At 72.8% G+C, this 20,452-nt stretch carries 17 protein-coding genes and 2 pseudogenes; 12 read left to right on the forward strand and 7 right to left on the reverse strand.

Going from position 1 to position 20,452, the window contains the following annotated elements; translation table 11 throughout:
- Nucleotides 1-512 precede the first annotated feature (512 nt).
- The 3 genes from ACIRYZ_RS40265 to ACIRYZ_RS40275 all read right to left on the reverse strand — a co-directional run bounded on the left by ACIRYZ_RS40265 (nucleotide 513) and on the right by ACIRYZ_RS40275 (nucleotide 1,803).
- Complete coding sequence (locus ACIRYZ_RS40265) at nucleotides 513-1,049, reverse strand: hypothetical protein (RefSeq protein WP_402953618.1); 537 nt, start codon at nucleotides 1,047-1,049, stop codon at nucleotides 513-515.
- A gap of 248 nt (nucleotides 1,050-1,297) precedes the next feature.
- Nucleotides 1,298-1,516 (reverse strand): hypothetical protein, encoded by a 219-nt coding sequence (locus tag ACIRYZ_RS40270; protein ID WP_402953619.1) that lies wholly within the window; start codon nucleotides 1,514-1,516, stop codon nucleotides 1,298-1,300.
- Nucleotides 1,513-1,803, reverse strand: coding sequence for a hypothetical protein (locus tag ACIRYZ_RS40275; RefSeq protein WP_402953620.1), 291 nt, complete (start codon nucleotides 1,801-1,803; stop codon nucleotides 1,513-1,515). The genes ACIRYZ_RS40270 and ACIRYZ_RS40275 overlap by 4 nt, the downstream gene beginning before the upstream one ends.
- A 187-nt stretch (nucleotides 1,804-1,990) precedes the next feature.
- Here ACIRYZ_RS40275 and ACIRYZ_RS40280 point away from each other — a divergent pair, with 187 nt between their 5' ends.
- Nucleotides 1,991-3,418, forward strand: coding sequence for a helix-turn-helix domain-containing protein (locus ACIRYZ_RS40280; protein ID WP_402953621.1), 1,428 nt, complete (start codon nucleotides 1,991-1,993; stop codon nucleotides 3,416-3,418).
- Here ACIRYZ_RS40280 and ACIRYZ_RS40285 read toward each other — a convergent pair.
- On the reverse strand, nucleotides 3,415-3,894 hold the full coding sequence (locus ACIRYZ_RS40285; RefSeq protein WP_402953622.1) for an NUDIX hydrolase: 480 nt from the start codon (nucleotides 3,892-3,894) through the stop codon (nucleotides 3,415-3,417). The genes ACIRYZ_RS40280 and ACIRYZ_RS40285 overlap by 4 nt on opposite strands.
- Before the next feature lie 447 nt (nucleotides 3,895-4,341).
- Here ACIRYZ_RS40285 and ACIRYZ_RS40290 point away from each other — a divergent pair, with 447 nt between their 5' ends.
- Nucleotides 4,342-4,878, forward strand: coding sequence for a hypothetical protein (locus tag ACIRYZ_RS40290; RefSeq protein WP_402953623.1), 537 nt, complete (start codon nucleotides 4,342-4,344; stop codon nucleotides 4,876-4,878).
- Between the two features lie 569 nt (nucleotides 4,879-5,447).
- Here the strand turns inward: ACIRYZ_RS40290 and ACIRYZ_RS40295 are convergent.
- Nucleotides 5,448-6,629, reverse strand: a complete 1,182-nt coding sequence (locus tag ACIRYZ_RS40295) for a peptidoglycan-binding protein (RefSeq protein WP_402953624.1) — start codon at nucleotides 6,627-6,629, stop codon at nucleotides 5,448-5,450.
- Between the two features lie 338 nt (nucleotides 6,630-6,967).
- Between ACIRYZ_RS40295 and ACIRYZ_RS40300 the strand changes: the two genes are divergently transcribed.
- The 10 genes and pseudogenes from ACIRYZ_RS40300 to ACIRYZ_RS40345 all read left to right on the forward strand — a co-directional run bounded on the left by ACIRYZ_RS40300 (nucleotide 6,968) and on the right by ACIRYZ_RS40345 (nucleotide 19,082).
- Nucleotides 6,968-8,032 (forward strand): hypothetical protein, encoded by a 1,065-nt coding sequence (locus ACIRYZ_RS40300; RefSeq protein WP_402953625.1) that lies wholly within the window; start codon nucleotides 6,968-6,970, stop codon nucleotides 8,030-8,032.
- Nucleotides 8,033-8,249: 217 nt separating this feature from the next.
- Nucleotides 8,250-9,860 (forward strand): annotated as a pseudogene (locus ACIRYZ_RS40305) (AMP-binding protein); the annotation flags it as partial.
- A 72-nt stretch (nucleotides 9,861-9,932) separates the two neighbouring features.
- A pseudogene (locus ACIRYZ_RS40310) lies at nucleotides 9,933-10,277 on the forward strand (acyl-CoA thioesterase); the annotation flags it as partial.
- A gap of 14 nt (nucleotides 10,278-10,291) precedes the next feature.
- The gene (locus tag ACIRYZ_RS40315) at nucleotides 10,292-12,685 is read left to right on the forward strand and encodes an FAD-dependent monooxygenase (protein ID WP_402953640.1); all 2,394 of its coding nucleotides are present in this window, start codon (nucleotides 10,292-10,294) and stop codon (nucleotides 12,683-12,685) included.
- A gap of 2 nt (nucleotides 12,686-12,687) precedes the next feature.
- Nucleotides 12,688-13,659 carry a carbon-nitrogen hydrolase family protein gene (locus tag ACIRYZ_RS40320; protein WP_402953626.1) on the forward strand — a complete coding sequence of 324 codons (972 nt, stop codon included), beginning with the start codon at nucleotides 12,688-12,690 and terminating at the stop codon, nucleotides 13,657-13,659.
- On the forward strand, nucleotides 13,656-14,780 hold the full coding sequence (locus ACIRYZ_RS40325; RefSeq protein WP_402953627.1) for a cupin domain-containing protein: 1,125 nt from the start codon (nucleotides 13,656-13,658) through the stop codon (nucleotides 14,778-14,780). Before ACIRYZ_RS40320 ends, ACIRYZ_RS40325 begins: the two co-directional genes overlap by 4 nt.
- A gap of 25 nt (nucleotides 14,781-14,805) precedes the next feature.
- On the forward strand, nucleotides 14,806-15,699 hold the full coding sequence (locus ACIRYZ_RS40330) for a fumarylacetoacetate hydrolase family protein (protein WP_402953628.1): 894 nt from the start codon (nucleotides 14,806-14,808) through the stop codon (nucleotides 15,697-15,699).
- Nucleotides 15,700-15,736: 37 nt separating this feature from the next.
- Nucleotides 15,737-16,489 carry an Asp/Glu racemase gene (locus ACIRYZ_RS40335; RefSeq protein WP_402953629.1) on the forward strand — a complete coding sequence of 251 codons (753 nt, stop codon included), beginning with the start codon at nucleotides 15,737-15,739 and terminating at the stop codon, nucleotides 16,487-16,489.
- Between the two features lie 110 nt (nucleotides 16,490-16,599).
- A complete protein-coding gene (locus ACIRYZ_RS40340; RefSeq protein WP_402953630.1) occupies nucleotides 16,600-17,481 on the forward strand; it encodes a PaaX family transcriptional regulator C-terminal domain-containing protein in 882 nt (293 codons plus the stop codon).
- On the forward strand, nucleotides 17,439-19,082 hold the full coding sequence (locus tag ACIRYZ_RS40345; RefSeq protein WP_402953631.1) for an amidohydrolase: 1,644 nt from the start codon (nucleotides 17,439-17,441) through the stop codon (nucleotides 19,080-19,082). Before ACIRYZ_RS40340 ends, ACIRYZ_RS40345 begins: the two co-directional genes overlap by 43 nt.
- Before the next feature lie 34 nt (nucleotides 19,083-19,116).
- On the opposite strand, the gene ACIRYZ_RS40350 is transcribed toward ACIRYZ_RS40345, so the two are convergent.
- Both ACIRYZ_RS40350 and ACIRYZ_RS40355 read right to left on the reverse strand, forming a co-directional pair.
- Entirely contained in the window at nucleotides 19,117-19,635 is a 519-nt protein-coding gene (locus ACIRYZ_RS40350; protein WP_393030370.1) for a universal stress protein, read from the reverse strand.
- Between the two features lie 105 nt (nucleotides 19,636-19,740).
- A complete protein-coding gene (locus ACIRYZ_RS40355) occupies nucleotides 19,741-20,349 on the reverse strand; it encodes a hypothetical protein (RefSeq protein ID WP_402953632.1) in 609 nt (202 codons plus the stop codon).
- Nucleotides 20,350-20,452 lie beyond the last annotated feature (103 nt).

Consider the following 20,452-nt stretch of genomic DNA (forward strand, 5'->3'; position numbering starts at 1 on the left):
CGCTGGACGGAACGAGCCCCTTCGGGTGGAGCGCCAGGCCCGGGTCGCACGGACTCTTCCTACTGAAAGTAGGACGTGCTCTGGTAGCACCGCTGACGCCTGTTCGAGAGATCCCCGCTTCGGAAGATCATTTCCTCTCGACGGGAAGAACAGTAGCAGCTCATCACCCCTGGTCAGAAATCGCCGCCGGTCGAACGTCACCGCTCCGGCCGGCCCGGCTCACGCGCGGCCCAGCGGTGCCCGGTAGCCGGCGATCAGGGGTGTAGGCCGGCCGTACCGCTGTACGGCCGGCCAGGGGTCGCGCTACTCGTTCGGGATCGGCTCCATGATGAACCCGAGGCGAGGCGCCACAGGCTCACCATCAGCCCGAACAACCGGCAAGCCAAACGCAGGCTCAGGGTCGGGACACTCCTGCTGCTGCCGGTACCACGCGACGACATTCGCGTAACGCGGGCTGATGTACTCACCCATCAGGGCACCTCCTATCGGCTGCCCAGCAGCGTACGCGCCAGCTAGACAAGCGCCGGCTTGTTACAGGGCTTCTCCGGCTTCGGCATCGGCCGGATGCTGCAGCTCGGCGCGTGCTGGCAGTTCGCCGCCACGGACACCAGACTGTCGTCCGTCGGCGCCCGCCACAGCTCCGGGTCGACATCGAACCCCTCCACCCTGATCGCGTCCTGCGTCTGCTCCAGGATGTCCGGGTCGAAGTTGTCCGGGTCGAAGCCGGGGCTGTGGTGGACGAACTGGCCCGCCCGACCGCAAAGCTCGGCGTAGACCTCGGTGTGGACGATGAGCGCGTGCCAGCCCTCGTCCACGATCCGGGACGGCGCCATCGCCAGGTGCGGCCTACGGGCGCCCGTGACGACGAACGCGAGCGCTTCTCGCACGATGCGCTCAGCCATCGAGACGGCCATACCCTCGTTGTTGTCGAGCACGGTCGCGACGACGGAATCGAACGTCGTCGCGCTCACGAGCTGCCCCAAGGCCGTCGGGATCATCGGCCCGGGGCCGGGCGGTCCGGGCGGCGGCTGGGGCGGTTGAGTGGTCATGATGGTGCTCCTCTCGGTGGTATCGAGTGGTGCGGCCTCCCGGGCCTGGTGTCGTCGCCAGGCCCGGGAGGAGAAAGAGGGCGATCGGGGCATGTCGTCCTGATCGCGGTGATGCGGGTTCGGCTGGCAGTGCAGGACCAGGGCAATGTGGGCGGTTAGGTCCGCGGACCAGGGGCCCCAGCCCCACTTCCGGCACGTCACGCACTGCCCGTACTCGCTTGAGGCAACCGGGTCCCCGCCGGCGGCGCTCACTCGGCGCCTCCAGGCAGGTTGCGGGCGCAGGAGCACCCACGGTGGCCGCAGAGGCACACCAGCACCCTCGCGCCGGCCTCGTCCCACAGGCCACCGGGACAGGCCCAGTGAGCATCGAACTGACACTCGGCGCTGACGTAGCGTCCGGCCCGGTCGATGTCCAGCGTGATGACGACACCGGAAGGCGTATCTGGCCTGCCTACCACGGTGGTCATGACCTCACCGCCCTACCCTGCCCCGCCCGCCAGACACGGACGATCGCCGTCCCTCCCCCGGTGAGATCGAGCGGCAGGTCCACCGCACCCCTATCGTCGAGCAGTCGCTCCATCTCCAAGGTGCTGCCCTTGCCCAGCAGGCAGTGCATCGCTCGGTACTGGTACTCGCCGATCGGGAGCTGGCGCACGACCTGCCACAGGGTGGTCAACGCAGTCTCGAACGGCAGAGCTGTCGGCGGCAGGCGGTCATCCACCGCCACCGTCAGGTCTCCGTCATCGCTGGTCATGACGAGAGGATCGACCCGAGCCCCGGAATCCGGCAATGACGGCCCCGCTATGAAAAGAACGCACCTTCACCACGCCGTTGAGAACAGCGGCCGCGGGTTCACCACGGCGTGATGAAACGGGCCCAGACGTCGGCCCTGCATGGCCTAACGTTGAGTCACATCACCCACGCCGGACCCGGAGCCGCTGATGCCCCGCGCCACCGTCCGACAGGACGCCGCCCGACTCGTGGCCCAATCCGATGCATCCGGCTGGAGCTCCTGGCAGCTCGTGCAGTCGATCGCGAGCCAATGCGGTGTCTCTCTCCTCCAGGCCGCCCGGCTCGCCCGGGGCTGGACGCTCCAGGACGCCGTGACGGCTCTTACCGAGGTCGGACAGCGTGCGACTGTGCAGCAGCTCTCCTCCTGGGAGCAGGGCACCAGCAGGCCCAGCGACCCGCGCCTCGACGGACTCTGCCGTCTCTACCAGACCCGTCCCGACCGGCTCGGATTCGGCATCGACTACACGCCTTCCGGCACCGAGCAGCACCCCGCCACTGTCCCGACCACCCGCGACGAACACGCTGCCGAACCGCCAGTCGCAGCGGACGCCCGGCACGCCATACTCCGCAGCCTGTTGGGCTCGGCAGGGGTCACACTCCCGACCCCGGTTCTGACCGCCCTGGCCAGCGTCCGCCAGGAGATGACGCAGACCCTCACCGGCTCGGTCGCGGACACCACCATTGACCAGTGGGAGGACAGCGCCACCGAGTACGGACAGGCCTACCAGCACACCCCGCCCGCGGAGATCCTCGGCGGCGCGGTTCTGGACTTCGCAGAGGTTCAACTGCTGCTGGGCCGGAGCCAGCACGCAGACCACCGTTCTCGGCTCTGCCACGTGGCCGCCCGCCTCGCCGCCACCACAGGCATCGCTCTCGTCGCCCTCGGCGAGCACCGAGAGGCCCGCGGGTGGTTTCGATGCGCCCAGCTCGCCGCCGAGGAGACCGGCGACCGGGCCCTCCGCGCGTGGCTGGTGGCCCGCGAGGCCGTGATCCCCTTCTATTTCGGGGCACCTGCCTCAGCCGGCCGCCTGGCTGAGCGCGCCCGGCTCCTGGCCGGCAACACTCCCTGTACCACCGCCGCGTGGGCTCCCGCCCTCGAAGCCCGCTCGCTCGCCCGCATGGGACGCACCGACGACGCCCGCCAGGCCATGACACTGGCCGAGCGAGCATTCGCCCGCCTCGACAGCAGCCACACCAGCGACCTCGCCTACGGCTACACCGAACGTCAACTCCGCTGGCACATCGGCAGCATGTACACCACCCTCGGCGACACCCGTCGCGCACAGCTCGCCCTCGACGAGGCCCTCTCCCTATACGCCCCCGATGAACACCTCGACCGGGCACTCATCGCGATGGACCAGGCGACAAGCCTGATCGGAGTCGGCGAGATCGCAACGGCTGCGCAGGTCGGCATGCTCGCCCTCGGCACCATCCCGGCCGAACATCGGACCGGCATCGTCGTCTCCAGGGCCCGGGACGTGGTCGCCGCCATTCCCGCACGAGCGGCCCGGATACCGCTGGTGGCCGACCTCTGCGAGTTGATCGCCACGGAGGCCGTGCCAGCCCTGGCCGGCTAAGGACGGCGCGCCAGCACCTGCAGCAACCCAGTAACCGCAACACCGGCCACGATTTCCCGGGCGTCGATCATGCCCTGGATACGGTCCAGCGGGATCCACTCGATCCGGTCTGCCTCGTGGGTGTCCACCGGCGGTGCGACGTAGGTCGCGCCGCGCGCGAGGAATACGTGGTGCTCGGCGTTGCTCATGCCGCCGATCGGCTGGTTGTAGGCGAGAGGCTCGACCGTATCCACCTGCCAGCCTGTTTCCTCCAGAACCTCGCGGGCCGCTGCGGCCTCCAGGGGCTCGCCCGGTTCAACGATGCCCGACGGGATCTCCCAGTTCCAGGTGTCAGTAGCGAACCGGTGGCGCCACATCATCAGAACCTCGTCCCGGTCGTTGAGGACCACGGTGGCCGCGACCGGGGCGAATCGGACCAGATGGTGCTCATAGCGGGCACGCCCCGGCGGCTCGACATCGACGAGGTCCAAGTTCACCCATGGGCTGCTGTAGACGGAACGGCTGCCGTGAACGGTCCACTCGCTTCTCACAGGCACCTCATGATCTCGACGGGGCGGTCGGCGCCATCCTGCCAGAGGCACCTACGGTGGCGGCATGGCCGACATCGAACTCCCGGACGACCTGCTGCCCCTCCGCGCGGACCGGGCGATGACGACCACGCGCGAGCAGGGCGGGGATGTCGATGCAGCGCGCGAGGGTACGTCAGCGCCGCCCTCGCCCTCCGAGCCCACCCCATCTGGGAGGAGATCCGACAGGCCGGCCAGCACGCCAAGGCCTGGCAGACCTCCATGGACGCAGCCAAGAAGGCGCTCGACGACGACCAGGTCTGACCGGTTTGGTCACAGGTCGGCCAAACCGGCCAGGCCCGGTACCGTAGGCCGATACCGTCCCCCCACCACGAACGCCACGTCCCAGGGGGGACCATGCGCCGCACCACCCTCAGCCTCCTCGCCGTCGGCCTGCTCGCCGCGACCGCGGCCTGCTCCAGCAGTAGCTCGACGGCCAGCCCTGCCGCCGCAACCACCGCCCCAGCAGCCGGTACGGCGGCAGCCCCGGCCGCCTCGGCAAGCCCGAAGCAGGCCCAGCCCGCCGCTACGCAGGACGCGGCGGCCATCGCCGCCAAGATCCAAAAGGCAGTCCCGACAGCCAAGACCATCAAGGCCCTCACCGCCGACAACGACCCGAACCACCTGCTCGGCAAGCCACACCAGTACACGAGCGCGGCACGCATCGTCGACACCCGCACCGACAGCACCACAGAGGGCATCGACAGCGGCGCCGTCGTCGAAGTCTTCGCCAACGAAGCCGACGCCAAGGCCCGCCACGACTACATCGACGCCATCGGCAAAGCCCAGCCGATCTTCGCCGAGCAGGACTTCCTCCACGGCCCAGTGCTCGTACGAGTCGCCAAGGCCCTCACCGCCGCGCAGGCCGCCGAGTACGACAAGGCCGCCGGCTGAAGCTGATACGCGACGAAGCACCCCCGCTCTCTGGATGAGAGCGGGGGCGTCGTGTTGAGCTGGGAAGTTTCGTGCGGTGACGCGGCCCGCCCCTATACGCCCGAAGCGGCTTCCGGCGCCACGCCCCGTGGCGCCATTCGCCGGAACGGGCGATCAGCAGCCGCGCTCCTGCGCCGGCGCCGCTACCGTCCGCGCCATGGAATCAATCCGCACCTACGAAGGCGACATTCGCCTCTGCCGCTCCTGCGGCCAGCCGTCCTACCTCGGAGAGCGGCGGCCGACGGACCGCCACCCGGCGCCGGGGGACGGCCTGGGCTCCGCGTCGGCTCCGGTGGACGAGCGCACGGGCACCTCCTTCGAGTCGGGGTCACGAGGACGCGCCCAGACTCTCCCTCCCACCCGTCATCGGGCATCTGACGGCGGACGTAACCTCGCGTGCTCCCGGGCGAGTACGCACCGGCGCCCCGCCACGGGCGGCGAACTCCCCCGGGAGTACCGGCGGCCCCGACGGAACGTCACCTCGGGCCACCCGGCCCGCCGGCTCCGGGCCCCGGGACAGGCCGCGAGCCTCAGTCCGTCACCGTGAAGTCGTGCGCCGCGCCGAGCCGGTGGAGCGAGTCCCGACCGGGGATCCCGTCCGCGGCCCCCGCCGTGTACCCGCAGCGCCGCTGCCAGCCCGCGTACGCGGTGACCGTAAGGTTGCCGAAGGAGCCGTCCACCCAGCGCTGTTCGAGCAACCCCTCGTCAGCCAGCGCCTGTTCGACGATCGCCACCTCGGCTCCGTACGTCAGGTGCCCCTGCTCGGCCCCCGGATCGCTGCGCGCCGCCGCCACCACGTGTGCCAGCGAGACGGTGCGCGGCCCGGGCAGGTAGCCGAGCAGCCGCCGCAGTGAGGCCTCGCCTGGAACGCCGTCCGCCGCCTGCCCGGTGTAGCCCAGGCTCTGCTGGTAGTCGGCGTAGTTCTCGGTGTCCGCGTCCGTCCAGTCCGGCCCGGGCCCGGACTGGTAGTGGGCGCCGAAGCCATGCCCGACCAGCGCCCGCCCGACGGTGGTCACCTGGTAGCCGTGGGCACCGTAGCCGTACGCCAGGCCGTTGATGTCGACCTGGTACCGGGCCGGGGTGGACGCCCCTCCCGGGGGCGGGGAGGGCGTGGAGCCGGAGCCGCCGGTGAAGGCGGGCCAGGAACCGGGATCGACGTGGTCGTTGAAGGGCACGTGGGCGTGGGCGTACCAGCCGCCGGCGGTCTCCCAGACCCGCTCGTCGCGGTGCTCGGAGAAGTCGGTCGGACGGCCCATCGGCCACACGTCGGGCACGCCCCAGGACGAGATCCAGGCGTGGATCCGGTCCCAGCCCGCGCACGGGGTGTCGACCAGTCGTGGGTAGACGGTGCCCTGGTAGCGGCAGTACGGGAAGAACACCGCCTCGATCTGGATCACCACCCGCCCGGCGCGGTTGGTGCGGGTCGGGCTCTGGGCCGGGCTGAGCAGGCTCTTCGAGCGGGAGTCGGCCGGGAACAGCTGCGCCGTACGACCGCTGAACGGGTCCCAGACCAGGTGCGGCGCGTCACCGGCGCCGCTGCCGGTGAAGTACCCGACGAGGTCCTCGTAGCTGCACCAGTCCTGCGGTGCGGCGGCGGTCGCGTTGCGGTCCCAGGTGATGTGCGCGATGGCCTTCGGCGGGTACTGCTGGTCGGTCGGCGCGTGGTCGCCGAGGTCGTGGATCTCGGCACCGGGCAGCCACAGCTCGGGCATGTGGACTCCTCCGAACGGCGTAAGGACGTCACTCGGAAGTATCGGCACGTACGCGTTCGGGGTTGACCCCCGCGGCGAGACGCGCGGCGGCGAACCGCCGGATCCCGCTCTGACGTTCGGATCATCGACGGCAATTCGCCACCCTGTGCGAGCCGCTCGCGCTCGGGGCGCGCATTCCACGCCGCCCACGGCGACCGCCCGGTCGAACCGCACCCGCCGTTCGTCCCCGACGTCCGGGGGCGGTTGCAGTTGCGTCTCCGTTCAGCTCGACGGGGGTGTGGAGCGGCCGCCGATCCGGGATCGTAGGGGCAACGACTCGTGCGGCGGGGGGAGTTGCCATGGGGGACGACCGGGACTTGGTAACGGGCGCGGTGGGGGCGCTGGTCCGGCTCGCCCAGGGGGCGGCCGGCGGGCCGGGGCAGGCGGTGGCCGAGGTGGTGCGGGCCCGGTTGCGGCTGATGCCGGAGGGGGCGCGGGCCGTGGCTGCGCTTGAGGCGAGCCCCCACGATCCGCGGGCTCGGGAGGGGCTGGCCTCCGCCGTCACCCGACTGCTGGCCACCGACGTGGCGTTCGCCCAGTACGTGGCGACCACCGACCTCGGAAGACCCGCCGACCCGACGACCGTCCAGCTACGGGTGGGGCCGGAGGCGGATCCGGCGACCGTCCAGCTGCGAACGGACTCCTCGGGGCCGAGCACCGTCCAGCTCCGGGTCGATCCGGCGGTCGCCCGTGCCCAGGCCCTGGCCGCCCGGCGCGGCAACACCGCGATCATCGTCGCGCTGGCGCTGGTCCTGATCGCCGCCCTGGTCGCGCTCGGGATCCACCTCGGTTCGCGCCCGCTGCTGCACCCCAACGGCCCCGACTTCGCCCACGCCGCGCGGACCATCCGCGACCCCGCGCAGATGCAGGGGGTGCTGCCGGACGTGGCGGCGATGCCGGGCGGCTGGCAGGTGGAGAGCGGGCCGCAGTCCGGGGCCGGTTCCGGGGCCGACGTGCCCTGTCTGCTCCCGGACGCCTGCGACCGGCAACTCGCCTACGCCACCGTGACCTTCCGTGCCGTACCCGTCCAGTCCGTGCAGTTCACCGTGGTCACCTTCGCCTCCCCCGAGACGGCCGGCCAGGCCTTCGCCGGCAGGCTCGCCCTCGTCGACGGCGATGGCGACGCGACTGCGGTGACCATCCCCTCGATCGGCGACCAGAGCGCCGCCCGGGAGCGCGGTTCGTCGATGGCGGAGGCGCTGGTCCGGGTCGGCTCGACGCTGCTGTACGTACGCGACCAGGGCCCGGGGGCGGCCGTCGCGACACCCGCCCTGACCCTGTTCGCCCGGCTGCTCGCCGCGCGCGCCCAGCAGGCCCAGGACGGCCGCACCCCGGACGCGGCCTTCCACGCCGACGTCACCTGACCGACGAGGAGACCGCCGCACGGCGGCACCACACGCCCCACACACCCCACACGCCCCGCAGGCCCCACCCGGCCTGCGGGGCGTTCCGTCTGCCGCCGCGCCCGCCACCCGACGCCCGGCCACCCATGTCCTCCGAATGCATGTATCGCTCTCTTGACTGGCGTCACGAGAGCGCCATACTGGCTCTACTCCCGCTCGCCCGATGAGGTGCCCGCCCATGGAGCTCTCCCCCTCAGCACATGTGGACACGTTCAGCCGCGACCATCTCCCACCCTTCGACCAGTGGCCCGAACTCCTCTTCGAACTACCGGAGTTGGCCTACCCCGACCGCCTGAACTGCGCGGCCGCCCTGCTCGACGACACGATCGCCCGCCTCGGCCCCGACCGCCGCTGCCTGCTCACCCCCACCGACCGGTGGAGCTACGGCGACCTGCGCGACCACGCCGACCGGATCGCCCGGCTGCTGACCGACGACCTGGGTCTCGTCCCCGGCAACCGGGTGTTACTACGCGGCCCCAACACCCCCTGGTTGGCGGCTTGTTGGCTCGGCGTCCTGAAGGCCGGCGGGGTGGTCGTCACCACCGTGCCGCTGCTGCGCGCCACCGAGCTGACCGAGCTGATCCGAGTGGCCCGGCCCACCGTCGCCCTGTGTGACCACCGCTTCCTCGCCGAACTCCACCAGGCGAACGCCCCCGACCTGCGCGTACTCCCCTTCGGCGGCACCGGCCCCGAGGACCTCACCGAACGCTCCGCCACCCAGCCGCGCGGCTTCACCGCCGTACCGACCGCCGCCGACGACGTCGCGCTGATCGCCTTCACCTCCGGAACCACCGGCCGCCCCAAGGCCACCCTGCACTTCCACCGCGACGTGCTGGCCAACGCCGACACCTTCTCCCGCCACCTGCTCCGCCCCACCCCCGACGACCTGTTCGCCGGCACCCCGCCGCTCGGCTTCACCTTCGGCCTCGGCGGCCTGCTGGTGTTCCCGCTGCGGGCCGGCGCCGCCAGCCTGCTGCTGGAGCAGGCCACGCCCGACCAGCTCGCCGAGCAGGTGGCCCGCCACGGCGTGAGCGTGCTGTTCACCGCGCCGACCGCCTACCGGACGATCCTGGCCGCCGGGCTGGCCGACCGGCTGGCCGGTGTGCGGCGCTGCGTGTCGGCCGGCGAGCCGCTGCCCGCCGCCGTCTGGGAGGCCTTCCACGAGGCCACCGGGAAACGGCTGATCGACGGCATCGGCGCGACCGAGCTGCTGCACGTGTTCATCTCGGCCGCCGAACAGGACATCCGCCCGGGCTCCACCGGCCGCCCCGTGCCCGGCTACCGGGCGGCGATCCTGGACGAGCACGGCGACCCGGTGCCGGACGGCCGGCCCGGCCTGCTCGCGGTCAAGGGCCCGACCGGCTGCCGCTACCTGGACGACGAGCGCCAGCGCGGCTACGTCCGCAACGGCTGGAACCTCACCGGAGACACCTACGTCCGCGACCGGGACGGCTACTTCTGGTACCAGGCGCGCCACGACGACATGATCGTCTCGGCCGGCTACAACATCGCCGGGCCCGAGGTGGAGCAGGCGCTCGCCGGCCACCCCGCGGTGGCCGACAGCGCCGTCGTCGGCGCGCCGGACGAACGGCGCGGCACGGTGGTCAAGGCGTACGTGGTGCTGCGCGAGGGCGTGTCCGCCGGGCCGGAGACGGCCAAGGAGCTCCAGGACCACGTCAAGCGCACCATCGCACCGTACAAGTACCCGCGTGCCGTGGAGTTCGTCACCGAGCTGCCGCGCACCCCGACCGGCAAGCTGCTGCGCGCCGAACTCCGCAGGAGGTCCGCCCTGAAACCCGCCAGCGTCACCATCGAGCGCCGGGTCGAGTGGTCCGACACCGACGCGGCCGGGCACTACCACTTCTCGGCCGTCCAGCGCTGGGCCGAGGCCGCGGAGGCGACGCTGCTGCGCCGGCTCGGGCTGGCCGAGCTGTTCGGGCGGATCCCCCGGGTGCACTTCGAGGCGGACTACCGCGAGCGGCTCTGGTTCGGGGACGTGGTCCGCACCGAGCTGCGGGTGCTCCGGGTCGGCGGCTCCTCGCTGCACTACGCCTTCGAGGTGCACGGCCCGCAGGGGCTGGCCGCCAGCGGCCGGATGTCGGTGGTGCACGCCGCCCCGCACTCCAAGGGCGCCGAGCCCTGGCCCGCACCGGTGCGCCGGGCGCTGACCGAGGCCGGCCCGCAGCAGGCGGAGGTGCTGGCGTGACGACCGGGGCAGGCATGACGGGCGGAGCGGGTATGGCGGCCGGGGCAGGCCTGACGGCCGCGGCCCGCCGGATCGCGGTGCTCGGCGCCGGCCCGGGCGGGCTCTACTTCGCCGCCCTGGCCAAGCAGTTGGCACCGTACCGGGAGATCACCGTGTTCGAACGGGACGCCCGGGAGGACGAGTTCGGCTTCGGCGTGGTCTTCTCCGACGAGACCCTGGACGGCATCGCCCAGGCCGACCCGGCGGTCTTCGCCGCGATCAGCACCGAGTTCGCCCGCTGGAGCGACATCGACATCCGCTACGCCGGGCAGGTCCGCACCAGCGGCGGCCACGGCTTCGCCGCCCTGGACCGAAACCGCCTGCGCGCCATCCTGCAACAGCGCTGCGCGGAGCTGGCGGTGGACGTGCGCTACCGCACGCCCGCCCCACCGGTCGAGCAGCTGTCAGCCGAATACGACCTGGTGGTGGCCGCCGACGGCATCCACTCCGCCACCCGGGCGGCCCACCCGGACACCTTCCGCACCGAGCTGGACGAGCGGGACTGCCGCTACATCTGGCTCGCCACCGACCGGGTCTTCGAGGCCTTCACCTTCATCGTCGAGGAGTTCGACTTCGGCGTGCTGCAGGTGCACGCCTACCCGTACAGCCCGACCCGCTCCACCTTCATCGTCGAGATCGCCGAGGACGCCTGGCGTCGCGCCGGCTTCGAGGCCTTCGCCGCCCGGGAGTTGGCACGCGGCGAGAGCGACGAGGAGAGCGTGAACCGCTGCGCCGAACTGCTCGCCGGCCACCTGGACGGCCACCGGCTGATCCCCAACGCCTCCCGCTGGATCCGCTTCACCACGGTACGGAACGCCAGTTGGCGCCACCGCAACGTGGTACTGCTCGGTGACGCCGCGCACTCCGCGCACTTCTCGATCGGCTCGGGCACCAAGCTGGCCCTGGAGGACGCCCTCGCCCTGGCCGCCGCGCTGAGCGAACAGCCCACCCTGGACGGCGCCCTGGCCGCCTACGAGGCCGAGCGCCGGCCGGTGGTCGAGTCCACCCAGCGGGCCGCGCAGGCCAGCCTGGAGTGGTTCGAGACCGTCGGGCGCCGCACCGGGCAGGGCATCGACCAGTTCGCCTTCAACCTGCTCACCCGCAGCCGCCGGGTCACCTACGGCAATCTGCGCGCCCGCGACCCCGCCTTCGTGGACGCGGTGGACGCCGCCGTCGGCGGCTCGCCCGGGGTGCCGCCGATGTTCCGGCCGCTGAAGCTCGCCGCGCTGGAGCTGCGCAACCGCGTCGTGGTGCCCCCACTCGCCACCTTCACCTCCCCCGACGCGCTGCCCAGCGCCTTCGACCGGGCCCAACTGACCGCCCACGCGCTCGGCGGCGCCGGACTGGTGCTCGCCGGAATGACGGCCGTCAGCCCCGAGGGCCGGGCCACCGACCGCTGCCCCGGGCTGTGGAGCGACCGCCAGGAAGCGGCCTGGACCGAACTCCGCGACGCGGTACGGGCGGTGAGCGACACCCCGGTCGGCCTCCAGCTCACCCACGCCGGCCGCCGGGCCGCGACGACCGTGCCGGGACCGGACGGCATCGGCCGCCCGCTCGCCGAGGGCTGGCCGCTGCTCGCCGCCTCGCCGCTGCCCTGGGACTCCGACAGCCCGACCCCGCACGAGGCCAACGAGGTCCAACTCGCGGCCGTCAGCGCCGACTTCGCCGCCTCCGCCGAGCGGGCCGCCCGGGCCGGATTCGACGTGCTGGAGCTGCAGTTCGGCCACGGGCACCTGCTCTCCTCCTTCCTCTCCCCGCTCACCAACCACCGCACCGACCACTACGGCGGCCCGCTCGCCCACCGGCTGCGGCTGCCCCTGGAGGTGCTGGCCGCCGTCCGCGCCGTCTGGCCCGCCGGCCGGCCGCTGCTGGTACGGATCTCGGCCGCCGACTGGGCCCCCGGCGGCACCACCGAGGCCGAGGCGGTGGCGATCTGCCGCGCGCTGGCCGACGCCGGCGCGGACGCCCTGGACGTGTCCACCGGCGAGGTCGTCTCGCACCAGCGGCCGCCGTACGGACGCGGCTACCAGACGCCGTTCGCCGAACTGATCCGCGCCGCCACCGGGCTGCCCACCATCGCGGTCGGCGCGATCTCCGGGCACGACGACGCCGACTCCGTGCTGCTGGCCGGCCGCGCCGACCTGGTCGCGATCGGCCGGGCCCACCTCCACGACCCGCTCTGGACCCTGCACGCCGCCGCCGACCAGGGCTACACCGGCCCGGGCGCCCGCTGGCCCGAGCCGTGGCGGGCGGGCAGCCGCAAACCGCCCGGCCCCGGCGCCGACCGGGTCGCCCCGCGGCTGCACCTGCTGCGCGAGCCCGCCCCACCCGTCCACCGCCGCTGGCTGCCCGTTCGAGCCGAGGAGTGAGCATGCCGGACCTGCCCCGCTTCACGGCCGCCGCCGTGCAGGCCGCCCCGGTCTACCTGGACCCGGCCGCCACCGTGGACAAGGCCGTCGCCCTGATCCACGAGGCCGCCGACCACGGCGCCGGACTGGTGGTCTTCCCCGAGGTCTTCGTCCCCGGCTACCCCTACTGGAACTGGACGATGACCCCGGTGCAGGGCTCGCCCTGGTACGAGCGGCTCTATCGCGCCGCCGTGGACGTCCCCGGCCCGTACGTGGACACCCTGCGGGCCGCCGCCCGGCAGACCGGGGTGGTGCTGGTGATCGGCGTCAACGAACGCGGCCGGCACAGCCTCGGGGTGCTGTACAACACCCTGCTGATCATCGGCTCGGACGGCGAACTCCTCGGCGCGCACCGCAAACTGGTACCCACCTGGGCCGAGAAGCTGACCTGGACCCAGGGCGACGGCAGCTCGCTGAAGGTCCACCGCACGGCCGTCGGCCCGCTCGGCGCGCTGGCCTGCGGCGAGAACACCAACACCCTGGCCCGCTTCACCCTGCTGGCCCAGGGCGAACTGGTCCACGCGGCGAGCTACATCGCCCTGCCGGTGGCCCCCGAGGACTACGACATGGCCGAGGCGATCGCGCTGCGCGCCGCCGCCCACTGCTTCGAGGGCAAGCTGTTCACCGTGGTCTCCTGCTCCACGATCTCACCCGAGATGGTGGAGCTGATCGCCGGCGAGGACCAGCAGGTCCGCAAGCAGCTCGCCCGCCCGCACAACGCGCTCTCCGGCATCTTCGGCCCGGACGGCCGGGCGGTCACCGAGCCGCTGGTGGACGAGGAGGGCATCGTCTACGCCGAAATCGACCTCGGCCGCTGCATCCAGCCCAAGCAGATGCACGACATCGTCGGCCACTACAACCGCTTCGACGTGTTCCGGCTGCACGTGGACAACCGCCCGCTGCGGCCCCTGGTGCTCCCCGAGGAGGAGACATGACCGGCGAAAACAGCTACGACGACGACCGGATCGGCCGCGCGAGGGTCAACGACAGTCCCGAACTACGCGCCTACTACGATGAGTTGGCCAAGCACGAGGCCGGCGCTCTGTGGACGGTGGCGAACGAGATCGAGCCCTGGTACCCGCAGCCCCGGTCCGTCCCGGTGCTCTGGCGCTTCGCCGACCTGCGCCCCCTGGTCCGCAAGGCGCTCCCACTGGTGAAGGCCGACGAAGCCGGCCGCCGGGTGGTGATGCTGGTCAACCCGGGCCGCCGCGAACTCAGCGCCGCCGTCGGCCTGTTGTACACCGGCCTGCAGATCATGGGCCCCGGCGAGGCGATGACCGCGCACCGCCACCAGGCCTCCGCGCTGCGCTTCGTCCACGAGGGCGCCGGCGCCTGGACCGTCGTCGACGGGCAGAAGCTCAAGGTCGGCCCGCGCGACTTCGCGATCACCCCCAACAACACCTGGCACGAGCACGGCAACGAGGCCGAGGACAACCCGGTGATCTGGCAGGACGGCCTGGACATCCCGCTGGTCAACACCCTCGACGCCAACTTCTACGAGGTCCACCCCGAGCTCTATCAGCGGCCCGGCCCGGTGGTGAACTCCTCGCTGCTCAGCTACGGCGGCAACCTGCTCCCGTACGGCGTCGAGAAGTGGACCCGGCCGTACTCCCCGCTGCTCGGCTGGCCCTGGGAGCCCAGCTACCACGCGCTGTGCCAACTCGCCCGCGCCACCGAGGGATCGCCCTACGACGGTGTGGTGATGGAGTACACCAACCCGGTCACCGGCGGCTCGGTGATGCCCACCATGGCCGCTCACCTGCAACTCCTGCGCCCCGGCCAGGCCACCCGCGCCCACCGGCACACCGGCTCGGTGGTCTACACCGCGGCCAAGGGACGCGGCGTCTCGGTGATCGCGGGGCAGCGCTTCGAGTGGCAGCAGGGCGACATCTTCGTCGTCCCGTCCTGGGCCTGGCACGAGCACGCGAACCTCGACCAGGGCGAGGACGCCTGCCTGTTCTCCTTCAACGACTTCCCGGTGATGCACTCGCTCGGCCTCTACCGCGAGGAGGCCTACCCGGACCACGACGGACACCAGCCCACCACCGCCTCGTAACACCCGACACGGGAGCCCCGCAACCATGCACCTGCTGACCTACTGCGCCGACGGCGACGACACCCCGCGCCTCGGCGCCCGGATCGGCCCCGACCGGGTCGCCGACCTGACCGCCCTCGCCACCGCCGCCGGGGCCCGACTCCCCAGCGACCTGCTCGGGTTGATCCGGGCCGGGGCGCCCGCGCTGGCCACCGCCCGCGAGCTGCTGGCCGGAACGCCGGACACCCGGCCGCTCTCCGAGGTCTCGCTGCGCGCCCCGCTGCGTCCGGGCAAGATCATCGGCATCGGCCTCAACTACGTGGAGCACGTGGCCGAATCGCACCGCAGCCTGGACACCGAGCGCGAACTCCCGGACCGCCCGGTCCTGTTCGGCAAGCCCGCCACCGCCGTCACCGGGCCGGGCCAGCCGATCCTGCACAACGCCGACGTCACCAAGCAGCTCGACTGGGAGTGCGAACTCGCGGTGGTGATCGGCGAACCCGCCTACCGGGTGGCCGAACAGGACGCCCTGCGGCACGTGTTCGGCTACAGCATCGTCAACGACATCAGCGCCCGCGACCAGCGCCGCTCCGGGCAGTGGTTCTTCTCCAAGGGCCAGGACAGCTACGCGCCGTTCGGCCCGGGCGTGGTCACCGCCGACGAGATCCCCGACCCCCAGCGGCTCGACCTCTCGCTGCGGGTCAACGGCGAGCTGCGGCAGAACTCCAACACCCGGTACATGCTGTTCGGCATCGCCCGGCTGATCGCCGACATCTCCTCCGGCATGACCCTGGAACCGGGCGATGTGATCTCCACCGGCTCCCCCTCGGGGGTGGGCGCCGGGATGGTCCCGCCGCAGTTCCTGCAGCCCGGCGACCTGGTCGAAGCCACCATCGAGCGGATCGGCACGCTCACCAACCCCGTGATCGACGCCCGCTGAGCGCCCGCAGAGCGCCCGCAGAAAGGAGCACCCGCTGATGCCGACGTACCGGATCGGCCAGATCGTCCCGAGCTCCAACGTCACCATGGAAACCGAGGTCCCCGCCCTGCTGCGGGCCCGGGAGGCGGTCGCCCCCGAACGGTTCACCTTCCACTCCAGCCGGATGCGGATGACCAGGGTCACCCCCGAGCAACTGCGCGCCATGGACGCCGAGTCCGACCGCTGCGCCGCCGAACTCTCGGACGCCCGGGTCGATGTGATCGGGTACGCCTGTCTGGTCGCGGTGATGGCCACCGGCCCCGGCTACCACCGCGAGGCCGAGCAGCGGCTGCACCGGCGCACGGCCGAGAACGGCGCGCCAGCGCCCGTGGTCACCAGCGCCGGCGCCCTGGTCACCGGCCTGCACACGCTCGGCGCCAAGAAGGTCGCCATGGTCACCCCGTACCTGCAACCGCTGGCCCGTACGGTGGTCGACTACCTCGCCCAGGAGGGCATCGAGGTGCTCGACCACGCCGCCCTGGAGATCGCCGACAACCTCGACGTGGCCGCCCACGACCCGGCCCGGCTGCCCGCGATCGCCAAGGGCCTCGCGCACGCCGAGGCCGACGCCGTGGTGCTCTCCGCCTGCGTGCAGATGCCCTCGCTGTCGGCCGTCGAGGAGGCCGAGCAGCAGCTCGGCAAGCCGGTGGTCTCGGCCTCGATCTGCACCACCCACCAACTCCTGCGCGCCCTCGGCCTGCCCGCCTTCGCCCCCGGCGCCGGGCACCTGCTGTCCGGCGCTTACGCATAGCTGCCCGTGTGCGGTCACCTGCGCACAGGCTCCCGCGCGCGGACACCCGCACCCGGAACGCGACACCGCCGCTATGATCACCACCAGCCGTCGGGGAGGAGGGCCCAGGCATGTCGGAGAGCGCGCCCCGGCCCAGCTCCCTGATCCACACCATCTACGGCGAGTACGTCCGCCGCCTCGGCGGCTGGATATCGATCGCCGACCTGATCGCGCTGATGGCCGAACTGGACGTCGACGGCCCGGCCGTCCGCTCGGCGATCTCCCGGCTGAAGAAGGCCGGCACCCTGCTCCAGGAACGCCGCACGGGCACCGGCTACCGGCTCGCCCCCGCGATGGACCCGGTGTTCGAGGAGGGCGACCGGCGGATCTTCCACAGCCTGGAGCCCGCCGAACTCGCCGACGGCTGGGTGGTGGCGGTCTTCTCGGTGCCCGAGTCCGAACGCGCCCACCGCCACCAGCTGCGATCCCGGCTCAGCTGGCTCGGCTTCGGCAATGCCGCCCCCGGCGTCTGGCTGGCGCCCGCCCGGCTGCTGCCCGACGCCCGCCGCCTGCTGGAGCGCCTCGGGCTGAGCGCCTACGTCCACCTCTTCCTCTCCGCCGAGTACGCCGGCTTCGCCGAACTCCGGACGGCGGTGGCGAGTTGGTGGGACCTCCCGGCGATCGAGGCGCAGTACGCGGCCTTCACCGACGCCTGGCGCCCGGTCACCGAGGAGCTGCGCGGGCAGGAGCGGACCGACCCGGTCCAGGCGTTCCGGGACTACGTGCCGATGCTCACCGAATGGCGCCGGCTGCCCTACCTCGACCCCGGCCTGCCCGCGCCGCTGCTGCCCGCCGACTGGAACGCCGTCCCGGCCCGCGCCGTGTTCACCGAGTTGCACGGACGGCTCGCCGAGCCCAGTCTGCGATACGTCGAGAAGGTCACCGGGCTGTCCCACTCCCAGGAGCCGCCATGTCCGACGGAAAGACCGACCACTCCCGCGCCGACCTGCTGATCCGCGCCGCCGCCGTCCACACCCTCGACCCCGGCCGGGCCCCCGGCGAGCCGCCGCAGCGGGCGATCGCCGTCACCGGCGGCCGGATCACCGCCCTCTCCCCCGAGCCCGCCGGTCTGGACGCCCTGATCGGCCCCGGCACCGAGGTGGTGGACGCCCCGGACGCGACGGTGCTGCCGGCCTTCGACGACACCCACACCCACCTGATCATGGCGGGCCACAGCGTCCACGGCGTCCCCGTCCACCGCGCCCACGACCTCGCCGAGTTCCTCGACCTGATCCGCGAGCACGCCGCCCGCACCCCCACCGGGAAGTGGATCCGTACCACGGTCAACTGGCAGGAGGTGCTGCTGGCCGAGCAACGGCTGCCCACCACCGAGGAGTTGGACGGCGCCACCGCCGACCACCCGGTGCTGGTGCGCCGTGGCGCGTACAACATGGTGCTCAACTCGCCCGCGCTGCGACTGGCCGGGATCACCGATGCCACCGAGGCGCCGCCCGGCGGGGTGATCGAGCGCGACGACCGGGGGCGGCTGACCGGCCGGCTGATCAACCGGGCGATCGAGCCGGTCGAACGGGTGCTGCCGCGCCCGACCCTCGCCGAGCGGATCGAGGGCCTGCGCGCGGCCTCCGCCGACTACGCCGCCACCGGGATCGGTACCGTTCGGGACTGCCTGGTGCCGGTGGAGGACCTCGACGTGCTGCACGCGGCCCGCGCCGAGGGCGCGCTCGCCGTGCGGGTCCGGGCGCTGGTCTCCGGCTTCGCCGCCCGCACGCCGGAGCAGGTGGACGCGCTGCTGGACCGGATGGACGACTGGCGGGCGGCCGGCCGGGACGACGACCGACTCCGCGTGTGGGGCGTCAAGTTCGGCATCGACGGCGGCTTCGAGGCGGGCGCACTGGAGGAGCCGTACCAGGGGCAGCCCTGCTATCACGGGCGGCTGCTCTGGGAGCCCGGGGACCTGCTCGCGGCGGTGGACCGGGCGGTCGGGCACAGCTGGCGGGTCGGCGTGCACGCCTGGGGCGATCGCGGCCTGCGGGTGCTGCTGGACGTCTTCGAGCAGGTGGTGAAGCGCCGCCCGGGCCTGCCGCCCGGCACCCTGGTGGTCGAGCACGGCGGGTTGGCCCGGGCCGACCAGCGGGCCCGGGCGATCGCGCTCGGCGTGCCGGTGACCGTGCAGCACCCGCTGCTGCACGACGGCGCGCTCGCCCAGCAGCGGACCTGGGGCGAGGAGCGCACCGCGGCGCTGTTCCCGCTGCGCGAGTGGCTGGACGAGGGAGCGCAGCTCTCGGCGGGCTCGGACTTCCCGGTCGGCCCGTACGGGGCGATGGTGTCGGTGTGGGGGATGACCACCCGCGACACCACGGCCGGGGTGGTCGGCCCGGAGCACGCGATCGGGCGGGCCGAGGCGATCGCGCTGCACACCGTGAACGCCGCCCGGCTGACCGGCGAGAGCGCCGAGCGCGGCTGCCTGCGGCCGGGGGCGCTCGCCGATCTCACGCTGTGGCCACTGGATCCGCTGAGCTGTCCGGTGGACGCGCTGCGCGAGCTGCGGCCCACCCGTACGGTGGTCGGCGGGCGGACGGTGCACCGGAGTTGACGGATAGCCAGACGCCGCCGCCGCGGGCCGGCGCTCAGGCCGCGATGAGCTCCCGCAGGTCGACGCCGCGGTGCAGCGCGCGCAGGTCCTCGTGCAGGGTGGACGGCGGGACGACGAGCACGCCGCACGGCGCGTGGTCGAGGCAGTAGCGGCTGACCGAGCCGCGCAGCAGTCGGCGCAGTCGTCCGCGCGTCGTGCCGTGGCGGCCGGCGCTGATCACCAGCAGGTCGCCCGGCCGGTCGGCCAGCTCGGCGAGCACCTGACCGGCCTCGCCGCGCATGACCAGCGGCCGCACCGGCACGCCGACCGGCAGGCCGCCGAAGGCCTGCTCCAGCGCCCGCTCCAGCCGGGCCTCGGCGGCTTCCTGCCAGGCGCGCAGCAGCGGCGGGCAGGGCCGGGCGCGGTAGTTGCGCTCGCCGCCGACCGGGGTCCAGGCGAGCACCGGGACCAGCACGGCCTGCCGGGCGCGGGCCTCCTCGGCCGCCCGGTGCAGGGCGGTGAGACTGTGCAGCGAGCCGCTGACTCCGACGATGACGCGCGCGACGGGCGACATGATCCTTCACTTTCCGATTCCAAGACTGTTCCGTGTCTGCGATTATGCTGCCACCATCTCGCCATCGCCTGCAAATCGAAGGCATTAACTGAATATCGCCTTGCATCAACCGATGGATGGCCCGGCTTCCTCTTCGGCCGGTCGGACCTCCTGCAACAGCCCCCAGGTGAAGTCGGCCGTCCACGCGCGCATCCGCCCGTCCACGTCCGGCGCCTCGAAGTCCAGCTGGAACCGGTTCGGCGCACTCCCCTCGCGCGGCACGGCCCCCGGGAAGGCGGCGCCCACATCGCCCACCACGCAGCCCCACGGCGCCAGGTCCGCCCGCGTCCGCAGCGCGGGGGCGGGAACACCGGCCGCCCGGACCAGCCACTCGTTCAGCAGCGGCGCACCGATCCCCGCCGGGCCGAGCAGGATCTCGAAGCGCAGCTCGGGCCAGAGCGGCAGCGCCCACTGCCGCGCCACACATGCCAGATCCCCGATCCGCCGCGGCAGGCTCAGCTCCGCCGGCCCCAGCACCGCGGCGTACCGGGCGGCGCCGCGCGGGAACCGGGGCGCGCGGGCCATCGCCTGCCAGCGCTTGTTCGCCTCCCGCATCGAGGCACGCGTGGCACCGAGCCGCCGCACCGCGTCCTCGACCAGTTCGGGGTGGTAGTCGGCCATCCGACGCAGCAGTACGAGCTGGAACTCGGTGACCCCGAAGCCGTTGATCGCCATGGCGGCAGGCTAGCGGCCGGGTGGAGAGCCCGCCCGCGGCTCCAGCCGGGCATCAGGGCGGGGGCGAGGACGCGCTCCGCCCGGACGCCACCGGCACGGGCGC

The sequence above is a fragment of the Kitasatospora sp. NPDC101155 genome (assembly GCF_044768305.1).
Lineage (GTDB): Bacteria > Actinomycetota > Actinomycetes > Streptomycetales > Streptomycetaceae > Kitasatospora.